The following is a 24,718-nucleotide window of genomic DNA, read 5'->3' on the forward strand; positions in this document are numbered from 1 at the left end:
ATGCTCGATCACACCCGCCGCCGTTCTACCGTCGCGCTGCTGGCGACACTGTCGACGCTTGGGGCTGCCTTGGCCGCGGCTGCGCCCACGCCCGCACGCGCACCGGTGGCCACGGCGACCTTCGCCGACGAGTTCGACACGTCCGCCTCGCTGCGACACTGGACCAGTTTCGAAGCCGCCCACGGCTGGCCGGATCACCTCAGGCGGGCCGAGGTGAAGGACGGCGTGCTCGAGTTGGTCCCGTGGACCAGCGGCTGGTACGCCGAGTTCCACGCCCCGTTCCTGCATCGCGAAGTCAGCGGTGATTTCCTGGTGACCACGCGCATCGCCGCCAACGGGGTGAATGGTGAAGTGCCGACGTCCGCGTGGTCGCTGGCCGGGCTGATGGTGCGCGAACCGCGTACGGTCACGCCTCAGTCCTGGGAGCCGCGCGCGGAGAACTGGCTGTTCATCACCACCGGCGTCGCCGACCGCGTCGACACGCCGGTGTTCGAGTCCAAGACCACGGTCAACTCGCGTTCCAACCTGAAGCTGCGCCCGGCGCGTGCCGGCTGGGCGGAACTGGGCATTGCCCGCATCGGTCCGACGTTCGTGTTGCTGGTGCGGCAAGGCGATGAGCCCTGGCGCGTCCACGAACGCTTTTACCGCATGGACCTGCCACGCACGGTGCAGGTCGGCCTGGTGGCATACACCGACTGGGACAGTGCCGGTCCACTGCAGAACGATCCGCAGCGCTTCAACACCACGGTGATGCGCGATGGCAAACCGGACCTGGTCGCGCGGGTCGACTGGCTGCGGTACCGGCCGCTGCCGCGTCCCACCGGCGTCGATCCGCGCACGTTGAGCGACCATGCAGTGACTGATCAGGCGTTGTTGGCGTTGATCCGGCCGTGACCGCACGCACCGACCAACCGCGCGCGGTGGGCCCCTACTGCAGCTCCAGCGGCCAAGCAGGTATAAAAGCGCATGCCCACGATCCTCGTCATTGACGACAACCCGGCTGTCGCTACAGCGCTGGAGACACTGTTCTCGCTGCACGACATCGACACGCGGGTGGCCGCTTCGCCAGAAGACGGACTCGCGCGGCTGGGGCGCGAGCCGGTCGACCTGGTGGTGCAGGACATGAACTTCCAGGCCGACACCACCTCGGGGGAGGAGGGCGTGGCGCTGTTCGAGCAGATCCGCGCACGCCATCCGGACCTGCCCGTGATCCTGCTCACCGCGTGGACCCATCTGGAAAGCGCGGTGGACCTGGTCAGGGCCGGTGCCGCCGATTACCTTGCCAAGCCGTGGGACGACCGCAAGCTGCTGGCCACGGTCAACAACCTGCTGGAGCTGTCGCAGGCGCGGCGCGAGCTGGCGCGCCGCCGCGACGGCGATCAGCGCCGGCGCACCGCGCTTGAGCGCGATCACGACCTGCGCGGCTACGTGTTCGCCGATGCCGCCACCGAGCGCGTGCTCGCGCTGGCCTGCCAGGTGGCGCGCTCCGAACTGCCGGTGCTGGTCACCGGGCCCAACGGCGCGGGCAAGGAGAAGATTGCCGAGATCGTGCATGCCAACTCGGCGATGAAGGCGGGGCCGTTCGTCGCGCTCAACTGCGGCGCGTTGCCGGCCGAGCTGATCGAAGCCGAACTGTTCGGCGCGGAAGCCGGCGCCTACACCGGCGCGCAGCGAGCGCGCGAAGGCAAGTTCGAGGCGGCGGACGGCGGCACGCTGTTCCTCGACGAGGTCGGCACCCTGCCGCCGGCCGGACAGGTGAAGCTGCTGCGCGTGCTCGAGACCGGGCGCTTCGAGCGCCTCGGCGGCAACCGCGAGCGCCAGGTCAAGGTGCGCGTGGTCAGCGCCACCAACGCCGACCTGCCGGCGCTGATCCGCGCGGGCCAGTTCCGCGAGGACCTGTACTACCGGCTCAACGCCATCGAACTGGCCCTGCCATCCCTGGCCGAACGCCCCGATGACATCCTGCCGCTGGCGCGGCATTTCCTGCCCGACGGCAAACGCCTGGATGCGACCGCCGAGCGCGCACTGCTCGCCCACCGCTGGCCGGGCAACGTACGCGAACTGCGCAACACCATCCAGCGTGCGGCACTGCTCGCGTCCAGCGCGGTGATCGGTGCCGGTGACCTGGGCCTGCCCACCATCGCCGCCTTCTCCACCCCGATCGCCGCCGGCAATGGCCACGGCAACGTCGAGGAACCCGACCGCGCCGCGATCGAGGCCGCGTTGCAGCGCCACGGCGGCGTGCTCGCGCAGGCCGCGCAGGACCTGGGCCTGTCGCGGCAGGCGCTGTACCGGCGGCTGGAGCGGTTGGGCCTGCGCCGCGACGACGCACCGCGCGCCTGAGGACCGCCGCATGCGCCTGCGCCAACGCCTGCCCCTGAGCCTGGTCTTCAGCGGGATCGCACTGGGCTACATGGCCGCCGCGGTGGCGCTGGCAACGTGGTTGGCGCGTTGGATCGCCTCGCCGCTGCTCGCCGCCGCGTTGGCCGTGCTGGCGCTGGCGCCGCTGCTGGCCTACCACGTGCGCCGCGCGTTCGCGCCGATGCGCTCGCTGTTCCGCGCGCTGGCCGGCACCGTCGGCAGCTACCGCGACGGCGACTACGGTTTCAGCCTGTCCTGGGCCGGCGGCGGCGAACTGGGCGACCTCGTCGCCAGCCACAACGCACTTGGCGATGCGTTGCGCGAACAGCGCCTGGCCCTGGTGCAACGCGAACTGCTGCTGGACACCATCGTGCAGAACACACCGGTGGCGATGCTGCTGCTCGACCCGGCCCGGCACGTCGTGGTCGCCAACCTCGCGGCACGCAAGCTCCTGGGGGAAGGCCGGCGGCTGGAAGGCCATGGTTTCGACGTGTTGCTGGCCGCGGCGCCACCGGCCATGCGCGACGCCTTCGAGCGTGGCGGCGACGGCATGTTCAGCATCGGCGACGAAGACGACGAGGACATCTACCACCTCTCGCGCCGCCGCTTCCGCCTCAACGGCCGCGAGCACGAGTTGGTGCTGCTGCGCCAGCTCACCGCCGAGCTGCGCCGCCAGGAAGTGCACACCTGGAAGAAGGTGATCCGGGTGATCAGCCACGAGCTGAACAACTCGCTGGCGCCGATCGCCTCGCTGGCGCACTCGGGCGCCGAGCTGCTGCGCCGCGGTCAACCGGAGCGCGTTCCCGCGGCGCTGGCCACGATCGAGGAGCGCGCGCGCCATCTGGAAGGCTTCATCCGTGGCTATGCGCGTTTCGCCAAGCTGCCGGCGCCGCGCACCGAGCCCGTGGACTGGCCACGCTTCGTCGCCCAGCTGCGCGACCAGGTGGTGTTCGCGGTGGATGGTCCGGTGCCGGCGGGCAGCGTGCGCGTGGACGCGGCGCAGTTCGAACAGGCGCTGCTCAACCTGATCAAGAATGCGCACGAGTCCGGTTCGCCCGCCGGCGAGGTACAGGTGGCGATCCGTCGACTGCCCGAGGACTGGCGCATCGACGTGCTCGACCGCGGCCAAGGCATGAACGAAGCCGTGCTTTCCAACGCGCTGCTGCCGTTCTATTCCACCAAGCGCAATGGCACCGGGCTGGGCCTGGCCCTGGCCCGCGAGATCGCCGAAGCGCACGGCGGACGCATCGCCCTGCTCAACCGTGACGGCGGCGGTCTTTGCGTCAGCCTGACCGTGCCGGCGTGACCATGCGGAGTCTGGATAGTTCCTGAACTGAAAGGTTAACAATTCAGGGGGCATTGAAACTGACTGCGGATACTGGCCCTCAACCGGTCCGTCCGATTCCCCCGACGGGCGTCCCCCGACCGGCCCCTAACAATAATGAGGCTTAGACCTTTATGAAGCGTACCCTGCTTGCCCTGACCCTGCTTGCCGCCCTGCCGTTCGCCGCTTCGGCCGCCGATGGCGTGTCCTACACCTACGTCGAAGGTGGCTACACCGCGACCAACACCGACGCCGGCGACGCTGACGGCTGGGCCCTGAAGGGCTCGGGCGCCATCGCCCCGAACTTCCACCTGTTCGGTGAGTTCGACAAGCAAGAGATCGAGAACACCAACATCGACGTCGACCACTACCGCGTCGGCTTGGGCTACAACCGAGACATCACCGCCAACACCGACCTGCTGACCCGCGTGGCGTACGAGAAGTACGACGCAGGCCAGGGTCTGGACTTCGACGGCTACAGTGTTGAAGCCGGCGTGCGCTCGGCACTCGCCCCCAACTTCGAAGGCTATGCCCTGGCCGGTTACGAGGACGGCGACGAGTACGACGGCGAGTTCTACGGCCGCCTTGGTGGCCAGGTGAAGTTCAACCAGAGCTGGGGCGTGTCGGGCGACGTGAAGTTCATCGACGGCGACACCCAGTACTTCGTCGGTCCGCGCGTCAGCTTCTAAGCCGCGCCCCACGAAACGCTGCACCAATCGCGATCTCTCTCTCCCCCGAAACGTCGCGATTCGAAGCCCGGCTCCGGCCGGGCTTCTTCTTTTGCGTACCATTACGCAATCAAATGTGAAAATTTTGTTACAGTGCTCCGCCGCTCCGCGGCACGGATGCATTCTTTCACTTTGATGGAATAAACAACAATGAAGAAGTCCCTGGTCCTGGCCGCCCTGCTGGCCGCCGCCCCGTTCGCCGCCACCGCCGGCGAGCTCAGCTACAACTACGTCGAACTCGGCTACGCCAACGTGGATGTCGACGTCGAGGGTACCGACATTGATTTCGACGGCTTCCAGCTGCGTGGATCCGCCGCCGTCGCCGAGAACGTTTACCTGTTCGGTGGATACGGTTCGGTCACCAACGACGAGTTTGGCGCCGACATCGATTTCGACGAACTGCAGCTGGGCGTGGGTTTCCGCCATGCCCTGAGCCCCCGCGCCGACTTCATCGGTGAACTGGGCTACATCGCCCAGGAAGTCAGCACCCAGGGCTTCTCGGAGGATTCCAACGGCGCGCGCCTGAGCGGCGGTTTCCGCGGCCTGCTGGCCGACAACTTCGAAGGCCTGGTCAAGGCCAGCTACACCGATGGCGGCGAGTTCGACGGTGACTTCTCGTTCACCGCCGGCGCCCAGTTCAAGTTGACCCAGACCTGGGGCGTGGTGGGCGAGCTCGAGGCCGGTGACGACGTGACCAAGTACCTGGTCGGCGTCCGCGCCAGCTTCTAAGAACACGGCTTGGAAGAAGGAAACCCGGCTCAGGCCGGGTTTCTTTTTGGGCCGGAACACGGCAGGGGAGAGGGACCTCCGCGCTCGGCGGGGCCCGCCGTACGGCCGCAGCGCGTCACCGATCACCTGGGCCGGGCGACTTGCGCCGCGCGGCCCCTTACTCGAACAGGCTGTCCGGGTACTCGGGCTTCTGCTCGCGCGCCAGCAGCTTCTGCAGGCCCGCCACGGGGGTCGTGACCCCATGCAGCACGTCGCGCACGCCGCTGGAGATGGGCAGTTCGATGCCGTGCCTGTCGGCCTGGCGCATCACCTCGTCGGCGGTCTGCACCGACTCGACCACCTGGCCGATCTCGCGCACGGCATCCGCGATGCTCTGCCCCCGACCGAGGGCCAGGCCCAACCGACGGTTGCGCGACAGGTCGCCGGTGCAGGTCAGCACCAGGTCGCCCAAGCCGGCCAGGCCCATCAGGGTCTCCGCCTTGCCGCCGATGGCCTGATTGAGGCGCAGCATCTCGTTGAGGCCGCGGGTGATCAGGCCGGCGCGGGCGTTGAGGCCCAGCTGCATGCCATCGGCCACGCCGGTGGCCACCGCCAGCACGTTCTTCATCGCCCCGCCCAGCTCGGCGCCGAGCATGTCATCGCCGGTGTAGGCCCGGAACGACGGCCCGTGCAGGACGTCGGCCACCTGCTGGGCGAAGTCCGCGTCATCCGAATGCACGGTCAACGCGGTGGGCAGCCCCTGCGCCACTTCCTTGGCGAAGGACGGACCAGTGACCACCGCCAGCGGCACGCCGTCGCCCAGCACTTCGCCGGCGACCTCGTGCAGGAAGCGGCCACTGCCCGGCTCGAAGCCCTTGGTCGCCCAGGCCACGCCGGCGTGCGCCGGGCGGTACGGGGCCAACGCGCGCAGGGTTTCGGCAAAGGCATGCGAGGGCACCACCACCAGCACCAGGTCCGCGCCGTGCAGCGCGGTGGCCAAGTCCGTGGTGGCGCGCAGGCTGTCGGGCAGGGCGATGCCCGGCAGGTAGCGCGGGTTCTCGTGGCGGCCGCCGATCGCCTCGATGGTGGCCGCATCACGGCCCCACAGCACGGTCGGATGACCGTGCCGGGCAATCAGGGCCGCGAGCGCCGTACCCCAGGAGCCGGCGCCCAGAACCGCGACGCTGGGAGCTTTCGCTTCCATCGCGCCGCCGGATCAGGCGTTGCCGGCGGTCTCGGCGTCGGCCAGACCGTTGTCACCGGCCTGCTGCTGCGACGCACGCTGGCGCAGGCCTTCGGCATACAGCGCTTCGAAGTTGATCGGCTGCAGGAAGAACGGCGGGAAGCCGCCGGCCTGGATCAGGCTGCTGATCGTCTCGCGGGCGTACGGGTACAGCACGTTCGGGCAATGCACGCCGAGCATGGCGTCCAGGGTCTGCGGATCGAAGCCGGCCAGGCCGAACACGCCGGCCTGCTTCACTTCGGCCAGGTACATCGGCTTGTCGCCGGCGTTGCAGGTCAGGGTCACGCCGAGCACCACTTCGAAGGCGTTGTCGTTGAGGCGTTGCACGCTCTGCTGCAGGTTCATCTGCAGCTGCGGTTGGGTCTGCTCGTTGAACACGGCCGGAGCGCCGGGAACCTCGAAGGAAACATCCTTCACGTAGATCTTCTCGACCGTGAACGCCGGACCGGTGGCGGTTTCGTCAGCGGCGGCGGCGCCGTTCAGGGTTTCGTCGGACATCGGAGCAACTCCAGCTTGTAAGCGTAAGGGTTCGATTATGGCACGCGCTTCCGGCGCGGCCTCGGGGTTCAGTCTGGGGGCGAATGGTGGCGGCGCAAGGTCCGCTGCATGACATTCACGACGTGCGGCACGCGCTTCCGGCACGTGCCGCCGCGTCAGGCGTGAGGTCCCACCTGCGCCCTGGGCGTTGGGCTCAGGCGCGGCCCTTGACCAGCGGCAGGTCGGCCTGGCGCCACGCGGCGATCCCGCCGTCCAGCAGGTAAACCTGCTCGAAGCCGGCCTTCTTCAGCCGGCTGGCGGCGCCCGCGGCGGTCACGCCGGTGCGGCACACCACCACCACCGGATGCGACTTGGCGTTGGCCAGCAGCTTGCTTTCCGGGTCGAACTGGCTCATCTGCACCGACTTGCTGCCGGCGATGTGGCCCTTTTCGAAGTCGCCGATGGGCGAGAGGTCGATGACCAGCGCCTCGTCGCGGTTGATCAGGGCGGTCAGCTCGGCCGGGCGCAGCGTCTTGTAGCCGCGGAACAGGCCGGCGACTTCGGTGTAGATGAGCGCGACCGTCAGGCCGGCAAGGCCCATCGACAGGTAGGGGTGGCGGCCGGCAAAGGCCAGCAGTTCTTCGATGGTCACGGCATCAGTACGGTCAGGCAGGGCCGGCGATTGTCGCCTACCCCCGCCGCGGGCGCAAAAAGCCTTACTGCCCCGCCCACAGATCCGGCAGGCCGCTGGTCAGCCACCATACTCCGGCCTCGGCGTCCCAGCGCCAGGTCTCGCGGTAGCGCACCGTGCGCTCGGCCATGGTGTGGCGGTTGATCACGCCGATCTCGATGTCGCGCGCGGCGGTGCCGGCCTCCAGGTCGCGGTCGGAGCCGATGTCGCGGTAGGCCGACACCTGGATGTGCTTCCAGCGCTCCAGCTCCACGTCGCTGACCGGCTTGGCTTCGCGCAGCTTGGGGTCGATCAGGTTCGTCGCGCCTTCGACCTCGCCCCAGCGGATCGCGCCGGACCAGGCGTACTGCTGGCGGTCGAGCTTGTCGCCCTGCTGGTTGACCGAGGCGCAGCCGGCCACGACCAACACACACCACACCATCGCGAGCCGAAACAGGCGCATCCTCATTCCTTCTGCCAGGGCGGGCCAGGCCCGCGTCAGCCCGGATGGTAGCCGGTCGCGCGGGCTCAGGTCCGGGCGATGGCCACGTATCGCGCGGTGAAGTCGGTGGCGACCACGCCTTCGGGGGTCAGCACGCGCGCCACCAGCTGGGTGCGGGCGCGGCCGCGCTCGCGCAGGGTGGACAGGAATGTGTCGAGGTCGGCCTCGGGGCCGAATTCCGCGGTGACGTCGAGGTCGGCGAACAGCGGCGCCAGGTAGCGCAGTTGGCTGTCGGCCACGTACACATCGGCGTCGAGGCCGGCTTCGTGCAGTTTCAGCGACACAAGGCCCCAGGAGGCCAGCGTCATCATCGAGGCCAGGCTGCCGCCGAAGGCGCAACCCTTGTCGTTGACGTGGTCGGCCAATGCGGCATGCAGTCGCAGGCGGGCGCCGTCGTAGCCGCCAATGGTGAGGTTCATCGCCGCCACCGGCGGCATGGATTGGTAATGGTGTTGCAACTGGTGCAGCAGTTCGGCTTTGGACATTGGGAGAGGACGCTCGGGGGAGGCGTGGGGTGCGGCGGGCGCCGCGGCTGTGCCAAGCTGACCGGATGCATGCACGCACACCCCGCCAGCCGCCGCGATGGTACGTGATCTCGCTGCGGCCCCGCGGACAGCACGACCAAATGCGTAGGGCGGCGCGCCGCCTCGGAGGCGGTTGCATCGCGCTGTCGCCGTGGGCGCTGCAACCGCGGGAGGACGAGGCCTCGCGCCGGCGCCTGCGCGAGGCGCTGGCGCTGCCCAAGGTGATTGTCACCAGCCCTGCGGCGGCGCGGGCAGCCGCGAGGCTGCAGCCGCTGCGCGCACTGGCCCGCCAACGGTGGTTCGCCGTCGGCGCGGGCACCGCCGCGGCATTGCGGCGGGCCGGGGTGGCCGAAGTGACCGTCCCCGCGCGCATGGACACCGAAGGCCTGCTCGACCTGCCGGAGCTTGCCGCGGTGGCGGGCGACCGGATCGCCCTGGTCACCGCGCCCGGCGGCCGCGGCGAGCTGGCGCCGGCGCTGGAAGCCCGGGGGGCCACGGTGCTGCGCGCCGACGTCTACGACCGGGTGCCGCTGCCGCCGAATGCCCGCGCGCTGGCCGCGCTGCGGGCGCTGGAGGCGCCGGCGGTGGTCGCGCTGAGCAGCGGCGAGGCGCTGGCGCACCTGCTCGCCACCTGGCCGGCCGATGCCCTCGCGCGGCTGCGGGCCTGCCCGGTGGTGGCCGCCAGCGACCGGCTGGTGGCCCTCGCCCACGGCCACGGTTTCACCGACGTGCGGCGGGCCGCCGGCCCCAGCGCGGCCCAACTGGTCGCCGCCGCGGGGCAGGGGCTGGGCATCCGGTAGCATGACCGGAATGCCTCCGCGCGACCCCGCCGCCGTGTCCACGCCTTCGCCCCCCGTCGCCCCCTCTGCACGCCGCTCCCACGCCTGGCTGTGGGGCGTGCTGCTGGCATTGGCCGCGTTGCTGGGCTGGCGCGGCTGGACGTGGTGGCAGGCGCAGTCGGCGCACGACCACGCGGTCGCCGCCGGAACCAGCGAGCAGCTGGAAGCGCTGACCGGCCGCGTCGACGCGCTGCGCCGCGACCAGCGCGCGCAGTTGCAGCGGTTGCAGCAGGCCGATGCCACCAACCGCGTGCTACGCGATGAGCTGCTGGGCATCGGCCAGCGCGCCGCCCTGCTGGAAGGCAGTCTCGCCCGCCTCGCCGACCCCGACCGCCATGGTGCGCAGGCGCTGCGCCTGGACGAGACCGAGCTGCTGCTGATGCTGGGCGAGCAACGGTTGTTGATCGCCGGCGACCTGGATGGCGCGCGGCGCGCGTACGCCCTGGCCAGCGGTGTGCTGGAAGGCGTGGACGATCCCGCCTACCTCAGCCTGCGCCAGGTGCTGGTGCAGGAGCGGGCCGCGCTGGATGCGCTGGGCACCGAGCCGCGCGCCGTGGCCCTCGCCCGCCTCGATGCCTTCGCCCAGCAACTGCGGATGCAGCCGCCGCCGACCTCAGCCGATGCGGTGAAGGCCAACGCGCCGTGGTGGCGCCGCGCGTTCGGTGGACTGGTGCAGGTGCAGCCGAGCGACCGTGCCATCGCGCTGCAGGCCGGGGACCGCCGCCAGGCGGAACTGGGCCTGCAGATCGAGTTGTCGCTGGCCCGTGCCGCGGCGGAGCGCCGCGACGTGGACGGCTTCCGCGCCGCCCTCGGCCGCGCCGATCTGTGGCTGACCCGGCTGTGGCCCGATTCGCCGACCCTGCGGCAGCAGCGCCAGCGCCTGCAGGCACTGGCCGCGCTGCCGCTTTCACTCTCGCTTCCGACCCTGGGCAGCACACTCCAGCAATTGCGGCAGTTGCGTGCCGCACCCTGACCGGAGGACCGATGGCCCTGTTCCGCAACCTGCTGTTCTGGATCGTGCTGGCGCTGGCCGGCGCACTGGTGGCCCAGGTGCTGGTGCAGGACCCGGGCTACGTGCTGGTGCGCTACCGCGGCACCGACTACAGCACCACGCTGGCGGTGGCGCTGCTGATCGCCGCGGCGGTCATCGCCGGGTTGTGGTTGCTATGGACCCTGGCGAGCCTGCCGTTCGCGGCCGTGCGCCGCCGCCGCGAGCGGCTGCTGCGCCAGCGTCTGGCCGAAGGCGTGGATGGCGTCTTGCAGGGCCACTGGAGCCGTGCGGAAAAGGCGCTCGCGCATGCCGCCGAGGACCCCGACCAGGCCGTGCTGGCGCTCGCCGCCGCCGCCCGCTCGGCGCACGCCCGTGCCGACGCGCCCGCGATGGCTGCCCACCTGGACGCGCTCGCGGCCGGCCACCCGACCAGCGCCGCGGTGCTGGCCGCCGAGCTGGCGCTGGCGGACGCACGCCCCGCCGATGCACTGGCCGCACTGGACGCGCCGAAGGCGCAACCGCTGCCGCCGCGCGGACTGGCCCTGCGCGCGCAAGCGCTGGCCAGCGTGGGTCGCGCCGGCGAGGCCTACGGCTTGCTGGGCGCGCTGCGCCAGCAACAGGCGCTGCCGCCGGCTGAACTGGCCCGGCGCGAAGCCGACTGGGCCACCCACGGCCTGCGCGAAGCGGCTGACGCCAACGTGCTGGCCGACCGCTGGGACGCGCTGCCGCCGGCGCTGCGCAGCGAGCCCGCCGCGGTGACGGCCTACGCCACGCGCGCCGCCGCGCTGCGCTGGGACGAGGCCGCCGCCAAGGCCATCGAACAGGCCCTGGACGCGCAGTGGGATGAGTCGTTGGCATCGCTTTACGGCCGCCTGCCGATCGGGCGGGTGGAGCACCGCCTGGCCAACGCCGAGCATTGGCTGCAGGCGCATCCGGCCAGCCCCGGCGTGCTGCTGGCGGTGGCCCGCCTGCAACGTTCGCTGGGGCAATGGCCCCGCGCGGAAGACGCCCTGCACCGCGCCATTGCCCAGGGCGCTGGCGCCGAGGCCTGGGAAGAACTGGGCCATGGCTTCACCCAGGCGCGCGACGACGTGCGCGCGCGCATCGCCTACGCCAATGCGTTGGCGGCCGCACGGGGCGAAACGGTTGCCGAGCTACCCGGTCGTGACCTGCGCCAGCGGATCGGCGATGAGGCGGCGGTGGAGGAGCGCGATGAGCACGGCGTGCCGCGGTTGCGGGGGGCGTGACCGGGGGCGTGTCCCGGCAGGACACATGGGCGCCGCAAGTCGCGGCCCGTTATCCGCTTGGTTGCGACGCCCATGTGCCCTGCCGGGACACGCCGCCACGATCTTCTAGGTAAGGAAGCAAGAGCTGCCTCTCAGCCGCGTCACCCCAAAACTCCGGCCAACGTCTGGAGCGGGAGCGCGATGCCCCCGCAACAAAGCGGATAACGGGCCGCGACTTGCGGGGGCATCGCGCTCCCGCCCCACGCCACATCAGCGTTCCAGGATCGCCACCACGCCCATGCCGCCGGCGGTGCAGATCGAGATCAGGCAGCGGCCACCGCCGCGCTGCTTCAACTCCTTTGCCGCCGCGGCCACGATGCGCGCACCGGTGGCGGCGAACGGATGGCCCGCCGCCAGCGACGAACCGTTCGGATTGATCTTGGCCGGGTCGATGCGGCCCATCGCGGCGGGCAGGCCCAGGCGCGTGCGGCAGTACTCCTCGCTCTCCCACGCGCGCAGCGTGCACAGCACCTGCGCGGCGAACGCCTCGTGGATCTCGTAGAAGTCGAAGTCCTGCAGGGTGAGGTTGTTGCGCGCCAGCATCTCGGCCACGGCCACGGTCGGCGCCATCAGCAGGCCTTCGCCATGCACGAAGTCGACGGCGGCCACGTGCGCGTCGCGCAGGTGGCACAGCACTTCATGCCCGCGCGCGGCGGCCCACTCGTCGCTGGCCAGCAGGCACGCGGCAGCGCCGTCGGTCAGCGGCGTGGAGTTGGCCGCAGTCAACGTGCCGCGACCGGAGGTCTTGTCGAACGCCGGCTTCAGCGAGGCGAGCTTCTCCAGCGTGCTGTCGGCGCGCAGGATGTTGTCGCGCGACACGCCGCGGAAGCTCACCACCAGATCATTGAAGAAGCCGCGCTCGTAGGCCGCCGCCAGCTTCTGGTGCGAAGACAGCGCCCACTCGTCCTGCGAGTCGCGGGCAATGTTCCATTCCTTGGCCATGTCCTCGCAGTGCTCGCCCATCGACTTGCCGGTGCGCGGCTCGGCCACGCCGGGGAAGTCGGGCTTGAGGTCGGCCAGCTTGAAGCCCTTGAACGTGGCCAGCTTGTCCTTCGGCGTCTTGGCCGCGGCGGCGGCGAGCAGGCGGCGGCGCAGGGCCTGGCCGTAGACGATCGGCACGTCGGAAGTGGTGTCCGAACCGCCGCCGATGCCCGCCTCGATCTGGCCGACGGCAATTTTGTTGGCGATGTGGACGATGGTGTCCAGCGAGGTGCCGCAGGCGCGCTGCAGGGTGATGCCGGGGGTCAGCGGCGACAGGCCGGACGAGAGCGCGGCCTCGCGGCCGAGGTTCCAGTCGCTGCTGTGCTTGATCACCGCGCCCATCGCCACTTCGCCCAGCTGCTGGCCGTGCAGGCCGAACTTCTCGACCAGGGCCCCGAGCGTGCGCACCGACATGCCGAGGTTGCCGACATCCGCGTAGGCGGTGTTCTGGCGGCAGAAGGGAATGCGGACGCCACCCAACACGGCGACGGGACGGACTGGACGCATCGGGCAATTCCTCGGGCGGGTGAAGCGGTGGGGTCGAAGGCCCGGCACGGGCCCGCGCCCGTGCCTTGTCCGTGATCGTCCGCGGCCGGGTTGGCAGGCGCAGGGCGATGGCGGGAGGCCTTCGGAACGGACGCCGCGAGCACGGTCGCAACAGGGCGGCCGGGCCGGACGGGCATAATGACCGCAGTGTAGCGCCGCCTCGGCGCCTTTCCAAACGCCCCCGTATTGTCCCGCAGGAAGCCCATGTCCGTTGCCCCGCAGCCCGTCCCCTCCCCTGCCCCGGCCCTGCACGTGCTGGGCGCGCTCGCGCTGGAACTGCGCGGCGATGCCCCGGTGGCGCGCGACCGCCTGGCCCAGGTCGAAGTCGGCGACCTGGCCGCCCTGGTGGCGCGCGACCTGGCGCGGTTCGCCCCCGAGGCGGCGTCGCTGGACCTGGTGACCGTGGGCGCACACTTCGACCCGATCGAGCTGCTGCGCCCGGGCTGGCCGCTGCATCGCGAACTGGACGAGCTGGCCGCGCGCGCGCCGCGCGACCCGGCCGCGCCGCTGGACGCCGGCCGCATCATCGCCTTCGGCGCGCATGAGCAGCAGCTGCCGGGCGCGCTGTCGCCCTCGGCGGACTTCCTCGGCGGCCCGCTGCGGCTGGTGCCGTTCGTGTTGTCCGGCAGCGCCGAGGTGGTCGCGCGCGTCGGCGACACCTTCGAACGCGAACTGCTGGAGCGCGGCATGGCCGGCGCCGACACCGCGCTGGCCGCGCAGGACGCGTTCGGCCTGGCGGTGGAGCACGCGCGATACCTGACCGTGCACGACCTGGCCGCGATGATGGCGATGCAGTACGAGCACGCCGGACTGGCGCCCTTGTGGCCGTTGCTGGAGACCGCGCTGCTGGCGCCCGATGGCGAAGCCTGGCTGGACGCATCGCCCGAGCCGCTGGTGCACTACGCGCAGGGCGAGGCGCGGATCGCGATGTTCACCCCGGCCGCGTGGCATGCGCGCTACGCCGCGGACATGCCGAACGAAACCGAGGAAGGGCGCGAGCGGCAATATCGCCAGCATCGGCATTTCGAGGCGCGCCAGCGGCAGATCGCCGCGGTACTCGCCGCGCACGGTGTCACGGTGAATTTCGTGCACTGCGACGAGACGGATGGGGCGCGCGAAGCGCTGCTCTGAGGTGTTCTGGGGCGGGAGTGCCATGCCCCCGCAAGTCGCGGCCCGTTATCCGCTTGGTTGCGGGGGCATGACACTCCCGCTGGAAACGTTGAGGTGGTTTGCGCTTCAGGCGCGTCAGAACTCGGCTTCGAGCAGGTTGTAGCCGGCGTCTTTCATGCCGAGCGCTTCGTAGGTGCGGTGGGCGGTGGCGTTGTCGCGCTCCACGTACAGGCGCAGGCCGACCACGCCTTCGGTGTCGCGGGCGAGCTGTTCGACGTGGCGGTATAAGGCGGCGAACACGCCTTGGCGACGGTGTGCCTCGGGCACGTACACGCTCTGGATCCACCACCAGTCGCCGTTGCGCCAGTCGCTCCATTCACGGGTGAGCATCAGCGTGCCGACCGGTTCGGCGATGGTCTCGTGGCCCGCGAGGTTCGCTTCGTGCATGGCGATGAAGTAGCGCGCCTTCGCCGGATCGGCGAGGCCCGCTGCCACGCCGGCGTGGAGGGTGCGCGGATCGAGGCGCTTGTGCTCGGTCTCCCACGCCATCGCCTGCGCCCACTGCGCGAGCAGTTCCACGTCGGCGGCGTGCGCTTCGCGAATACGCAATGTCATGTCCGATCAATCCCATTGTGTGAGTCATCAATCGCAGCCAGAGGTTCCACCGTGATTGCCGGCCACGCATCCGGCGCGGAGGCGAGGGCGACGCAACCAGGCGGATAACGGGCCGCGACTTGCGTCGCCCTCACCTCCGCGCCGCCCTCACCCCAAAACTTCACGGCGAAACCTTGATCACCCCACAAGCCACCCGCGCCCCCGCGTTGCCCGTAGGCTGCGTGGCGTAGTCATCCTGCGCCGCATGCACGATCACCGCGCGACCGATCACATCATTGGCCGCGCCACCGCCCAGCACCACCCCCGCGGCGTGCACGTTGACCGTGGCCACACCCTCGCCGTTGGCGGTGATGTTGTCCATGTCGCCGCCGTGGTGGTCGCCGTGGCCGACGCGACCGTGCGGCTTGGCCGCCGGATTGAAGTGACCGCCGGCGCTGGTGGCGTCAGCCGCGCTGCAATCGCCCTTCTCGTGGATGTGGATGGCGTGGGTGCTGCCGGGCGCCAGGCCGCCGATCTCGCCGCGCAGGTGCACGCCACTGCCCATCGGCATCACCGTGAGCTTGCCGCTGACCAGGCTGGCCGACGCCGGGGCGAGCACGACGCTGGCGCCAGCCACGGTCGAACGGCTGGCCATCGCCGGCGCGGGCTGCGGGCCCTTGCCCGTACCGGTGGGCGCGGTGGTCGCACAGGCGGCCAGCAGGGCGGTAGCAAGAACGGCGGCGAGGGCGTGCTTCATTCGGAGTCTCCTTGGGGGGATGTGGGACGGCGTCGGCCGGGGCCCAGCTTGCGGGTGAGGGTGTTACGCCCCAGTCCAAGCCGTGCGGCAGCCTCGCCGCGATGACCGCCGGTGTGCTCCAGCGCGGCGGCGAGCAGGGTGCGGTCGAGAAGGTCGGTGGCACGGGCGTGGATGTCGCTGGCGCCCGCGGCCAGTTCGGCGCGGGCCCAGTCGCCCAACGGATTGCGCCACGTCAGGACATCCTGCGCATCGATCGCGGGGTGCGCGGTTGCAGTGGGGGCCCGGGTGGCGGCGGCATCGGTTGCGTCCGCGCCTTCGACAAACCCCGCGCCACCGAAGGCGGCCTCGACATCGGCGCGGGTGATGGTGTCGCCGGGCGCCAGCGCCGCGAGGCGCCAGCACACGTTTTCCAGTTCGCGCACGTTGCCCGGCCAGGCGTGGGCCATCAGCGCCACCAGCGCGGGCTTGGCAAAGCGCTTGGCGGTTGCGTCGAACTTCGCCGCGGCCATGGCCAGGAAACGCTCGGCCAGCAGCGGGATGTCGTCGCGGCGCTCGCGCAGCGGCGGCAGGCGCAGGCGCACCACATCCAGGCGATGCAGCAGGTCGGCACGAAAGCGGCCGGCGGTGACCAGCGCCTCAAGCTCCTGGTGGGTGGCCGCGATCACCCGCACGTCCACGCGGATCAGCTCCCGGCCGCCAACGCGGAAGAACTCGCCTTCGGCCAGCACGCGCAGCAGCCGTGTCTGCAGCGGCAAGGGCATGTCGCCGATTTCATCCAGGAACAACGTGCCGCGATGCGCCTGTTCGAAGCGGCCGATGTGGCGCTTGCTGGCCCCGGTGAAGGCGCCGGCCTCGTGGCCGAACAGCTCTGATTCGAGCAGTTCCGCGGGAATGGCGGCGGTGTTGAGCGCGACGAACGGGCCGTCGGCGCGCGGCGATTCGCGGTGCAGCGCGCGCGCGACCAGCTCCTTGCCGGTGCCCGTCTCGCCGGTGACCAGCACCGACAGGGGCGCCTGCGCGAGGCGGCCGATGGCGCGGAACAGCGAGCGCATCGCCGGCGTGGTGCCGACCAGGGTGGTGGCGGCATCGGGTGCGACCTCCTGCTCGGTCAGCGCTTCGGACGCGGCGGCGTCGCTTTCATCGCGACGGACGATGGCCTGCCCGGCGAGTGCAACGGCCTCGTCCAGGTCGAAGGGTTTGGACAGGAACTCATGGGCGCCGCCGCGGAACGCACCGGCGGTGCTGGCGATGTCGGTGTACGCGCTCATCACGATCACCGGCAGCTGCGGCAGGCGCGCCTTCAACTGCTCCAGCAGCGCGAGGCCATCGTCGCCGGGCATGCGCACGTCGGTGAACAGCAGGTCGGGGGCGCTGCGGCTGTCGAGCGCCGCCAGCGCATCGCGTGCGCATTCGAAGGCGTCGACGCTGTAGCCGGCATCGCGCAGCGCCGTGGCGAGCACCAGGCGCACGCCGCGGTCATCGTCGACCACCCAGACACGCGCGGTCATGCGCCGGGACCTCCGTCAACAGTTGCGTCCGCGGGGATGTCGTCGGAAGCGGCGCTCATGTCCATGGGCAGGTGCAGGGTGAACACGGTGTGGCCCGGCCGGGAGCGGTACACCAGCGTGCCGCGATGCTCGCGCGCCACCTGCTGCGCCAGCGCGAGCCCGAGGCCGGTGCCTTCGGCGCGACCGGTGACCAGCGGCAGGAACAGGCGCTCGGCAAGTTCCTCCGGCACGCCGCGGCCGTCGTCGCTGATCTCCAGGCGCAGGGCGATGGGGTGCACCTCGTCGCCGATGCGCAGGCCGTGCTCGGCGCGGGTGCGCAGGGTGACGTGGGTGGCGCCGGCCTCGATCGCGTTGCGCACCAGGTTCCACAGCGCCTGCTGCAGGCGGTCGGCGTCGCCGTCGAATTCGGGCAGGCTCGGGTCGTAGTCGCGCACAAGTTGCACCGCCCAGCCGGCGTCCGCTTCGGCCAGGCGCAACACGCGCTCCAGCACCGCGTGGATGTTGAGCGGCGCGTGCGCGCGCGGCGGTGCGGGATTGAGCAGGCGGTCCAGCAGGCCGGTGAGGCGCGCGACCTCGCCGTCGATCAGCGCCAGCAGTTCGCGCTCGTCGTCGGCCTCGCGCGTGGCGGCGCGGCGCGCAAGCAACTGCGCGGCGCCCTTGACCCCGGCCAGCGGATTGCGCAGTTCGTGGGCGAGGCCCTTGAGCGCGGCGGACAACGCGGTGGGCAGCAGCTGCGCCGGGTCCTCGCCGGGGAATTCGTCCACCGGATGGACCTCGACCAGGGTGCCGCCATCGTCGCGGCGGCTCAGCCACAGGTCGGCGAAGCGCGGTTCGCCGTCCGCAAACCCAAGGCCGAGGCGGCGTACCCGCAGCGGGGCGCCCTCTTCGCCGGCCACGCGGGCCAGCGCGGTGGCCAGGCGCTCATCGCCGCCGTCCAGGCCCACCAGCGGCCAGCCGACCAGCCGCCGCGCGCTGACGCCCAGCCAGCGCGCGAAGGCCTGGTTGCAGCCGGCGATGACCCCGGCCGGGTCCAGCCACGCCAGCGGCGTGGTCAGGCTGTCAAGCTCGGGGAGGGGGGCGGTCATTGCACCAATATAGTGCAAGCCGACTGCGGCCACACCAAGCAAGAAGCCCGGCCAAGGCCGGGCTTCCAGATCAGCCGTGTTGCCGCGAGCGCGTTACTCCAGCCCTTCGCCACCCGTCGGGCCGCCGACCGACGTCTCGAGGTTGGTGCCCAAGTAGCCGGCGACGAGGTCAGTGACGCGGCTGAGCATGTCGTGGTCCGTGCCACCCGCCGAGTACGCACCGCCCCAGGCGTTGGCGCGCTGGTAGAACTGCGGCTCGGCCACCACCGCACCGGTCTCCTTGTCGCGCAGGCGCACGCGCATCAACACCTGCGAGCTGCCCGCAAACGCACCCGCCCAGATGCGCGCGCCAGTGCCGATGAACTTGATCTTCTCGATCACCGGTTCGACCACCATCACCCGCGGCGTGGCGCCCTTGGGGGCCCGCGTGTTCATCGCCAGCACCCAGGCCGACAACCGGTTGCCCAGGTGGGTCTGGATCTTGTCGCGCGCGGCGATGTTGGCGTTGTGCTTGTCGAACGGTGCTGCAATGGTCACCGGGGTCACCTCGACGCGGTCGAAGTTGGCCAGCGGCTCGCTCGGCGCCGGATTGGGCATGACCGACGGCAGGTACTTCTCGGTGGCGGCCGCGGACGGCGACGCCAAACCGGTGGCGAGCATCAGGCAGGTGATCAGGACAGCAGGACTCAAGCGCATGCGGAATCTCCATAAGGGCGGGCGCGGGGGTGGCGCAAGTCTAATCAGCGCCCCTGCACAACGTCATTGGCCAATGAGGCGTCCTCGCGACTCACACGACAGTGAAATCGATCACCACCGCCCCCGGCTCGCGCTGGCGATAGGCAATGCTCAGGCCGTCGCCGAACTTCTCCTGGAGCTGGCCCAGCAGCGGGATCGGGTCGTGGTCGTTCACGAAGCGCATGGTCTCGCCCGGGTACAGCGCGCCCAGCGCGCCGAAGATGGCCGAGTGGCGGAAGCGGCGGGCGACGCCGCGAGCGTCGAACAGGTGGGCGGTCTCGGGGTTGGGGGTGGCGCTGCTGCAGTTGGACATGGCGAGCCATCGTCGAGGAGGGGAAGCGCCACGCTACGACCGCGGTGCCACGGATGCGCTGACCCAGATCAGGCGCAGGCGATAGGCGTACGGCGCCCGCGTCAGCCGCGGGAGACCGCCACCGCCCGGCGCGGCTCAGCCAGGCACGAACTCCACCGCCAGCACCGGGGGCAGCCGCGCCGGCAACAGTGTCCAGTGGTCGCCCTGGTCGTCGCTGGTCCACACCCCTCCGGTAGTGGAGCCGAACGCCAGGCGCTCCCCCGTGCCGTCAACCGCGAGCGCGTGGCGGTAAACCAGATCGTAGGCGTGCTGCTGCGGCAGTCCATCGCGCAGCACGTCGAAGCTGCGCCCACCATCGCGGGTGCGCGCCACCACCACCTGCGCATCGACGGGAATGCGGCGCTCGTCCTTGGTTGCGGGCACGAACCAGGCGGTGTCTGCATCGCGCGGGTGCACCGCCACGGCGAAACCGAATGCCGAAGGGGGCACCGTCAACTCCTGCCAGCGTCGGCCCGCGTCGTCGCTGCGGAACACGCCGTTGTGGTGCTGCGCCCACAGCCGGTCCGGCGCGGACGCGCACTGCACCAGGCGATGCACGTCCTGCACGTTGGGTTCGAAAGCGCGCGCCGGCGGCATGTATTCGGCGCGCAGGCCCTCGCCGCCCAACCACCACTCGCCACCGCCGTCGTCACTGCCCCACACGCCGCCCGTGGACACTGCCACCCGCAAGCGGCGCGCGTCGCGCGGATCGACGCAGATCGAATGCAGGCCCGGATCGTCGTAGCCACCGCCGTTCCATTCATGGCGCTCGGGGCGGTCCCACAGCGTGCGCACCAGCTGCCAACTCGCGCCACGGTCGTCGCTGCGGAACAGGCCGCCGGGCAAGGTGCCGGCCCACAGCCGACCGGGCTCCTCGCTGCCCCCGGGCGCCAGCGCCCACAGCAGCCGCAGCGTGGCCGGGCGCGGCGGCTTGCCGTCGCCGCTGATGACCTCATCGTCGTCGCCGTACGCGGGCACCGCGCACTCGCTCCAGCTCAAGCCGCGGTCGTGGGAACGGTGCAGCTTCGCGCCGAAATGGCCCAGGTCGAGCGCGGCGTACCACGCACCGTCGCGCGGGTCGGCCAGGGTCAGGTTGACGTTGTCGCCGAGGAAAGCGACGCGGTCGACGGCCCACGCGCCATTCGCGCGCGCCAGGGTGAACAGCCCCTTGCGGGTGGACACGAGGATGCGGTCGGACACGGCTCAGCCTCCGGACAGGGCCTGCATGACGTGGACCTCGGCCTCGGCGCCGAGGGGCTGGTCGAGCTGAAGCTTGCGCACCACGTGCCCGTCCACGAACACTGCCACGTGGTGGCGCATCGCGCCGCGCTCATCGAACACGTAGCCGCGCAATTGCGGGAAGCGGGCGAACACGCCGTCCAACACCTCGGGCAGCGTGGTCCCCGGCACCTGCAGGGCGATCTCGCCCCCGGCCGGGGCCGCATCGGGTGGCAGCCAACGCGCCAGGGCGGACGCGAGCACGACCTTGGCCATGGGGGCTCCGGCAGGGATCCGGGGCGAGCATAGGCCGCCGGGCGTTAAGTCACCCTCACCTTTGGGACGTGCCCCGGCGCACGGAGTGGCGTGTAGTGGCACGGTTCCCGTCCCCGGCCTTCGTCCATGCTGCGCACCGCCACGATCACCGTCCTGCTGCTCGCGTCCACCGTGACCTCGCCGGCGGGCGCCGGGCCTATGGCCGCGGCGCCCGGTAATGCCACGGCGACCCCCGCTCCCACCGACACCCTGGCCGTGGCCCAGGCCGAAGTGATGGCCGCCGAGCGCGCCTTCGCCAAGACCATGGCCGACCGCGACCCCGCCGCGTTCGCCGGCTTCCTGGCGGAGGAGACGGTGTTATTCTCGGGCGAGCAGGCCACGCGCGGGCGCGCGGCGGTGGCCGCGTCATGGGCGGGATTGTTCGAAGGCCCGGCCGCGCCGTTCTCGTGGGAACCCGACCAGGTGCAGGTGCTGGATTCGGGCATGCTGGCGCTGAGCACCGGACCGGTGCGCGACCCGTCGGGCAAGGTCATCGCCCGCTTCAACTCGATCTGGCGGCGCGAGGCGCCGGGCGTGTGGAAGGTGGTGTTCGACAAGGGCAGCCCGGTGTGCGCGCCGAAGTCGCCCTGAGACGGCCAATCGCGCGGCGGGTGCCGTGCCCTGCATGAGCACCACCTCAGGTGCGCGGGGGACGTCCGTGCCGCGGTATGGTGAGGCACCCTGACCGATCCGCCATGGAGCGCGTGCCACCTGATGTCCATCCCCGACCTCTCCGCGCCGCGTACGTCCACGCCACCGCCGTCCGCTGCCGACGACGCCGCGCCGCTGCAGCACGCCCTCAAACCGCGGCAGCTGATCATGATGGGGCTGGGCACGGCGATTGGCGCCGGCCTGTTCCTTGGCTCGGGCGTGGGCATCCAGGCCGCCGGGCCGGCGGTGCTGGTGTCGTACCTGATCGCCGGCGCGCTGGTGATCATCGTGATGCACGCGCTGGGGGAGATGGCCGCGGCGCATCCGGCCAGCGGCGCGTTCTCGGTGTACGCCGCCGATGCCTTCGGGCCGGTGGCCGGCGCCACCGTCGGCTGGCTGTGGTGGCTGCAGGTGGTGATCGTGGTCGCCGCCGAGTCGGTCGGCGCCGCGGGGCTGCTGGCGACGCTGTGGCCGGCGCTGCCGGTGCCGTGGCTGTCGCTGGGATTCATGGTGGTGTTCACCGCGATCAACCTGCTGGGCGTGCGCAACTTCGGCGAGTTTGAATTCTGGTTCGCCATCGTCAAGGTGGTGGCGATCCTGGCCTTCATCGCCATCGGCGTCGCACTGCTGATGGGCTGGCTGCCGGAGGTGACGCCGCCCGGCTGGAGCAACTTCACCGCGCATGGTGGTTTCGCCCCCAAGGGCCTGGCCGGTATCGGCGCGGCGCTGCTGGTGGTGGTCTTCGCCTTCGGCGGCACCGAGATCGTGGCCATCGCCGCCGCGGAGTCCGAGCACCCCGGCCGCAGCCTGGCGCAGGCCATCCGCACCGTGGCGTGGCGCATCCTGGTGTTCTACCTGGGATCGCTGGCGGTGATCATCGCGGTGGTGCCGTGGACCAGCGAGGCGCTGAAGTCGCCGTTTGCCGCGGTGTTGGAGGCCGCGCGCATTCCCGGCGCGGCCGCGGCGATCACCCTGGTGGCGGTGGTGGCGCTGCTGTCGGCGCTCAACGCCAACCTCTACGGCGCCTCGCGGATGATCTACTCGCTGGCACAACGCAACGAGGCACCGCGTGCGCTGGCCCGCTTGAACGCCCACCGCGTACCGGTGCTGGCGGTGCTGGCCAGCGTGGCGTTCGGTTTCTTCGCCACCGCGCTGGAGCTGCGCTGGCCGGACAGGGTGCTGCCGGCGCTGCTGAACCTGGTGGGCTCCACCTGCCTGATGGTGTGGACGATCACCCTCGCCTCGCAGTGGGTGCTGCGCCGTCGCGCCGATCGCCAGGGCCGCGGCCTGCCGTTCCGCATGCGTGGGTTTCCGTACATAACCCTGGCGGGGATCGGCATCCTCGGCGTGATCTTCGCGCTGACCCTGTTGTCGCCCGCTTCACGTATGCAGTTGTTGTCTACGGTTGCATTGACCCTGGCAATCGCCGCGCTGTGCCGATGGGCGCGGCTTTCCCCCCAACCTGCGAGATCCGGCCCATGACCCGACTTCTCGGCATCTCCGGCAGCCTGCGCAGCCAGTCCTACAACACCGCGCTGCTGCGCGCGGCGCAGCGGGTGGCCGGCGAAGGCGTGGAACTGGAGATCGCCACCCTGCACGGGATCCCGCTGTATGACGGCGATGTCGAGGCACGGGACGGCATCCCCGAGGCGGTGCAGGCGCTGAAGGCGCGCGTGCTGGCCTGCGACGGGCTGCTGTTGGTAACGCCGGAGTACAACAACGGCATCCCCGGCGTGTTCAAGAACGCCATCGACTGGCTGTCGCGCCCCGCCAGCGGGATTCCTTCGCTGTTTGGCGGGCGACCCGTCGCGTTGCTGGGCGCCTCACCGGGCGGCTTTGGCACCATCCTGTCGCAGAACGCGTGGTTGCCGGTGCTGCGCACGCTGGGCGCGCAGCATTGGGCCGGCGGGCGGCTGATGGTCTCGCGCGCGCACGAAGCGTTCGATGCCGAAGGCATGCTGGTCAACGATCTGGTGCAGCGCCAGCTGGCGGCGTTCGTCGGCGGCTTCGCGGCCCACGTGGCGGCCGCGCGTCCCCGGCGGGCGTGACCGCCCGGCAGGACCGAGCCCTTACGGGCGCTGGTAGAGCAGCGTGCGACCGCGTGGCCGCGGCGACGTCATGAGGGCCTCACGCCACCCGGCGACGTCGGGGAACGCGCCCACCATCGCCGCCTCCAGCGCGGCGAAGCCCGGCTGGGCGGCACGCACCGGCAGGCATTGGCCGTGGGCCGCGAACTCCAGCAGGACATCGTCGCTGGGCACGCCGTGCACGCGGCTGGCGTGGATCATCGACACCGCCTGCCACGGCACGAAGGTTGGACCGATGCAGAAGCCAAACGCGGTCACCGACACCGGCGTGGCATCCGGGCCGGCCGTACGCGGGCGGCGTTCGTCGAGGTGAAAGAGGGTTCCCAAGCGGTGTGGACCAGGCTGGGCCGCACGGTGGCGCGGCGTCACACAAGCCTAACGGCCAAACCGGCGTGCACCGGACAGGCCGATCACAACCCAGGCATTGGACTGGCTCAGGCTTCGGCAGCCCGCGTTCGGTAATACAGCACGGTCGGGACCAAGCCGCCGGCCGACTCCCGGGCGAAGTCCGGAATCATGCCGGCGGGGGCCCAGCCTCGCGCCTGATAAAGCTGCTCGGCGGGCGAACCAGCCGCCGTATCCAGGATCAGCAGCGTACGCGCCTCGCTCTCGGCGCACGCGTCCACGTGGTCCAGCAGCCGCGAGGCAATGCCCTGGCGCCGGTAACCGCCGAGCACCATCAACTTCTGCACCTCGGCCCGATGGCGTCCGTTCTCGCGCTCGCACAGTGCCAGCTGCACGGTGCCCACCGCCCGCGTGCCGTGCTGGGCCACCCACATGCGCTGGGCAGTTCCCAGGGCGCCCAGCACGCCATGCCAGTACTCGGCCGCCATGTGCAGGCGCAGCGGATGCAGGAAGCCCACCGAGGCGCCCCGCGATACGCTGTCCTGCAGCAGCAGGCACAGGTCGGCGATCAGCGCGGTGTCGTCACGCCGTACTTCACGGTAGCTGATCATGTCGCCTCTCCGTTGCGCGAACTGGGGCGCACCGCACGGTGGCCGGGGGGTATGTCGGACGCGGTAGGTTGCGCGCACGACGTTGGATAAAAACCGGGCCCGGGAATCCCGGGCCCAAAGGCGAAAACGGGGGGAGGGTGAGCCCGTCTTCGTTGATCGATACAACCCGC

Annotated in this window: 28 protein-coding genes; 12 read left to right on the forward strand and 16 right to left on the reverse strand. The window is 71.0% G+C overall.

Features of this window, described 5'->3' with window-relative positions; all coding sequences use genetic code 11:
- From AC3ARF_RS14220 to AC3ARF_RS14240, 5 genes are all read left to right on the forward strand, one after another.
- A complete protein-coding gene (locus tag AC3ARF_RS14220) occupies positions 1 to 894 on the forward strand; it encodes a DUF1349 domain-containing protein (RefSeq protein WP_498928983.1) in 894 nt (297 codons plus the stop codon).
- A gap of 72 nt (positions 895 to 966) precedes the next feature.
- A complete protein-coding gene (locus AC3ARF_RS14225) occupies positions 967 to 2,343 on the forward strand; it encodes a sigma-54-dependent transcriptional regulator (RefSeq protein ID WP_498928985.1) in 1,377 nt (458 codons plus the stop codon).
- A gap of 10 nt (positions 2,344 to 2,353) precedes the next feature.
- On the forward strand, positions 2,354 to 3,667 hold the full coding sequence (locus AC3ARF_RS14230; protein WP_498928987.1) for a sensor histidine kinase: 1,314 nt from the start codon (positions 2,354 to 2,356) through the stop codon (positions 3,665 to 3,667).
- Positions 3,668 to 3,819: 152 nt separating this feature from the next.
- Entirely contained in the window at positions 3,820 to 4,374 is a 555-nt protein-coding gene (locus tag AC3ARF_RS14235) for an OmpO family porin (RefSeq protein WP_498928989.1), read from the forward strand.
- Between the two features lie 189 nt (positions 4,375 to 4,563).
- The gene (locus AC3ARF_RS14240; RefSeq protein WP_498928990.1) at positions 4,564 to 5,142 is read left to right on the forward strand and encodes an outer membrane beta-barrel protein; all 579 of its coding nucleotides are present in this window, start codon (positions 4,564 to 4,566) and stop codon (positions 5,140 to 5,142) included.
- A gap of 157 nt (positions 5,143 to 5,299) precedes the next feature.
- On the opposite strand, the gene AC3ARF_RS14245 is transcribed toward AC3ARF_RS14240, so the two are convergent.
- The 5 genes from AC3ARF_RS14245 to AC3ARF_RS14265 form a co-directional block, all read right to left on the reverse strand.
- Complete coding sequence (locus AC3ARF_RS14245) at positions 5,300 to 6,325, reverse strand: NAD(P)H-dependent glycerol-3-phosphate dehydrogenase (protein WP_498928992.1); 1,026 nt, start codon at positions 6,323 to 6,325, stop codon at positions 5,300 to 5,302.
- A 12-nt stretch (positions 6,326 to 6,337) separates the two neighbouring features.
- The gene (secB, locus tag AC3ARF_RS14250; RefSeq protein ID WP_498928994.1) at positions 6,338 to 6,862 is read right to left on the reverse strand and encodes a protein-export chaperone SecB; all 525 of its coding nucleotides are present in this window, start codon (positions 6,860 to 6,862) and stop codon (positions 6,338 to 6,340) included.
- A 193-nt stretch (positions 6,863 to 7,055) separates the two neighbouring features.
- Positions 7,056 to 7,493: a rhodanese-like domain-containing protein gene (locus AC3ARF_RS14255; RefSeq protein ID WP_498928996.1), complete on the reverse strand. Its 438-nt coding sequence runs from the start codon at positions 7,491 to 7,493 to the stop codon at positions 7,056 to 7,058.
- Between the two features lie 64 nt (positions 7,494 to 7,557).
- Positions 7,558 to 7,974: a hypothetical protein gene (locus AC3ARF_RS14260; protein ID WP_498928998.1), complete on the reverse strand. Its 417-nt coding sequence runs from the start codon at positions 7,972 to 7,974 to the stop codon at positions 7,558 to 7,560.
- Positions 7,975 to 8,039: 65 nt separating this feature from the next.
- Entirely contained in the window at positions 8,040 to 8,498 is a 459-nt protein-coding gene (locus tag AC3ARF_RS14265) for a YiiD C-terminal domain-containing protein (protein WP_498929000.1), read from the reverse strand.
- A 65-nt stretch (positions 8,499 to 8,563) separates the two neighbouring features.
- Here AC3ARF_RS14265 and AC3ARF_RS14270 point away from each other — a divergent pair, with 65 nt between their 5' ends.
- From AC3ARF_RS14270 to AC3ARF_RS14280, 3 genes are read left to right on the forward strand one after another with little or no spacing between them, the layout of a single operon-like run.
- Complete coding sequence (locus AC3ARF_RS14270) at positions 8,564 to 9,337, forward strand: uroporphyrinogen-III synthase (RefSeq protein WP_498929001.1); 774 nt, start codon at positions 8,564 to 8,566, stop codon at positions 9,335 to 9,337.
- Between the two features lie 10 nt (positions 9,338 to 9,347).
- Positions 9,348 to 10,349 (forward strand): uroporphyrinogen-III C-methyltransferase, encoded by a 1,002-nt coding sequence (locus AC3ARF_RS14275; protein WP_498931901.1) that lies wholly within the window; start codon positions 9,348 to 9,350, stop codon positions 10,347 to 10,349.
- An 11-nt stretch (positions 10,350 to 10,360) separates the two neighbouring features.
- Positions 10,361 to 11,614, forward strand: coding sequence for a heme biosynthesis protein HemY (locus AC3ARF_RS14280; protein ID WP_498929003.1), 1,254 nt, complete (start codon positions 10,361 to 10,363; stop codon positions 11,612 to 11,614).
- Positions 11,615 to 11,863: 249 nt separating this feature from the next.
- Here the strand turns inward: AC3ARF_RS14280 and AC3ARF_RS14285 are convergent, their stop codons facing one another.
- Positions 11,864 to 13,141, reverse strand: coding sequence for an acetyl-CoA C-acetyltransferase (locus AC3ARF_RS14285; protein ID WP_498929004.1), 1,278 nt, complete (start codon positions 13,139 to 13,141; stop codon positions 11,864 to 11,866).
- A 243-nt stretch (positions 13,142 to 13,384) separates the two neighbouring features.
- Here AC3ARF_RS14285 and AC3ARF_RS14290 point away from each other — a divergent pair, with 243 nt between their 5' ends.
- On the forward strand, positions 13,385 to 14,311 hold the full coding sequence (locus AC3ARF_RS14290) for a hypothetical protein (protein WP_498929006.1): 927 nt from the start codon (positions 13,385 to 13,387) through the stop codon (positions 14,309 to 14,311).
- A 114-nt stretch (positions 14,312 to 14,425) separates the two neighbouring features.
- On the opposite strand, the gene AC3ARF_RS14295 is transcribed toward AC3ARF_RS14290, so the two are convergent.
- The 8 genes from AC3ARF_RS14295 to AC3ARF_RS14330 form a co-directional block, all read right to left on the reverse strand.
- Positions 14,426 to 14,905 carry a GNAT family N-acetyltransferase gene (locus AC3ARF_RS14295; RefSeq protein ID WP_498929008.1) on the reverse strand — a complete coding sequence of 160 codons (480 nt, stop codon included), beginning with the start codon at positions 14,903 to 14,905 and terminating at the stop codon, positions 14,426 to 14,428.
- A gap of 160 nt (positions 14,906 to 15,065) precedes the next feature.
- Positions 15,066 to 15,641, reverse strand: a complete 576-nt coding sequence (locus AC3ARF_RS14300) for a superoxide dismutase family protein (RefSeq protein WP_498929010.1) — start codon at positions 15,639 to 15,641, stop codon at positions 15,066 to 15,068.
- Positions 15,638 to 17,149, reverse strand: coding sequence for a nitrogen regulation protein NR(I) (gene ntrC, locus AC3ARF_RS14305; RefSeq protein WP_498929012.1), 1,512 nt, complete (start codon positions 17,147 to 17,149; stop codon positions 15,638 to 15,640). Before ntrC ends, AC3ARF_RS14300 begins: the two co-directional genes overlap by 4 nt.
- Positions 17,146 to 18,234 carry a two-component system sensor histidine kinase NtrB gene (locus AC3ARF_RS14310; protein WP_498929014.1) on the reverse strand — a complete coding sequence of 363 codons (1,089 nt, stop codon included), beginning with the start codon at positions 18,232 to 18,234 and terminating at the stop codon, positions 17,146 to 17,148. The genes ntrC and AC3ARF_RS14310 overlap by 4 nt, the downstream gene beginning before the upstream one ends.
- Before the next feature lie 93 nt (positions 18,235 to 18,327).
- Complete coding sequence (locus tag AC3ARF_RS14315; protein WP_498929016.1) at positions 18,328 to 18,930, reverse strand: hypothetical protein; 603 nt, start codon at positions 18,928 to 18,930, stop codon at positions 18,328 to 18,330.
- Between the two features lie 91 nt (positions 18,931 to 19,021).
- Positions 19,022 to 19,282, reverse strand: a complete 261-nt coding sequence (locus AC3ARF_RS14320) for a DUF2249 domain-containing protein (protein WP_498929018.1) — start codon at positions 19,280 to 19,282, stop codon at positions 19,022 to 19,024.
- A gap of 135 nt (positions 19,283 to 19,417) precedes the next feature.
- Positions 19,418 to 20,521 (reverse strand): WD40/YVTN/BNR-like repeat-containing protein, encoded by a 1,104-nt coding sequence (locus AC3ARF_RS14325; protein WP_498929019.1) that lies wholly within the window; start codon positions 20,519 to 20,521, stop codon positions 19,418 to 19,420.
- A gap of 3 nt (positions 20,522 to 20,524) precedes the next feature.
- Positions 20,525 to 20,815 carry a MoaD/ThiS family protein gene (locus AC3ARF_RS14330; protein WP_498929021.1) on the reverse strand — a complete coding sequence of 97 codons (291 nt, stop codon included), beginning with the start codon at positions 20,813 to 20,815 and terminating at the stop codon, positions 20,525 to 20,527.
- Positions 20,816 to 20,941: 126 nt separating this feature from the next.
- Between AC3ARF_RS14330 and AC3ARF_RS14335 the strand changes: the two genes are divergently transcribed.
- The 3 genes from AC3ARF_RS14335 to AC3ARF_RS14345 all read left to right on the forward strand — a co-directional run bounded on the left by AC3ARF_RS14335 (position 20,942) and on the right by AC3ARF_RS14345 (position 23,553).
- The gene (locus tag AC3ARF_RS14335; RefSeq protein ID WP_498929023.1) at positions 20,942 to 21,445 is read left to right on the forward strand and encodes a YybH family protein; all 504 of its coding nucleotides are present in this window, start codon (positions 20,942 to 20,944) and stop codon (positions 21,443 to 21,445) included.
- A 228-nt stretch (positions 21,446 to 21,673) separates the two neighbouring features.
- Positions 21,674 to 22,987, forward strand: coding sequence for an amino acid permease (locus AC3ARF_RS14340; RefSeq protein WP_498931903.1), 1,314 nt, complete (start codon positions 21,674 to 21,676; stop codon positions 22,985 to 22,987).
- A complete protein-coding gene (locus AC3ARF_RS14345; RefSeq protein ID WP_498929025.1) occupies positions 22,984 to 23,553 on the forward strand; it encodes an NADPH-dependent FMN reductase in 570 nt (189 codons plus the stop codon). The genes AC3ARF_RS14340 and AC3ARF_RS14345 overlap by 4 nt, the downstream gene beginning before the upstream one ends.
- Before the next feature lie 21 nt (positions 23,554 to 23,574).
- On the opposite strand, the gene AC3ARF_RS14350 is transcribed toward AC3ARF_RS14345, so the two are convergent.
- Positions 23,575 to 23,919, reverse strand: coding sequence for a hypothetical protein (locus tag AC3ARF_RS14350; RefSeq protein WP_498929027.1), 345 nt, complete (start codon positions 23,917 to 23,919; stop codon positions 23,575 to 23,577).
- Between the two features lie 107 nt (positions 23,920 to 24,026).
- A complete protein-coding gene (locus AC3ARF_RS14355; protein WP_498929029.1) occupies positions 24,027 to 24,548 on the reverse strand; it encodes a GNAT family N-acetyltransferase in 522 nt (173 codons plus the stop codon).
- Positions 24,549 to 24,718 lie beyond the last annotated feature (170 nt).

The organism is Lysobacter sp. KACC 24251 (genome assembly GCF_057747755.1).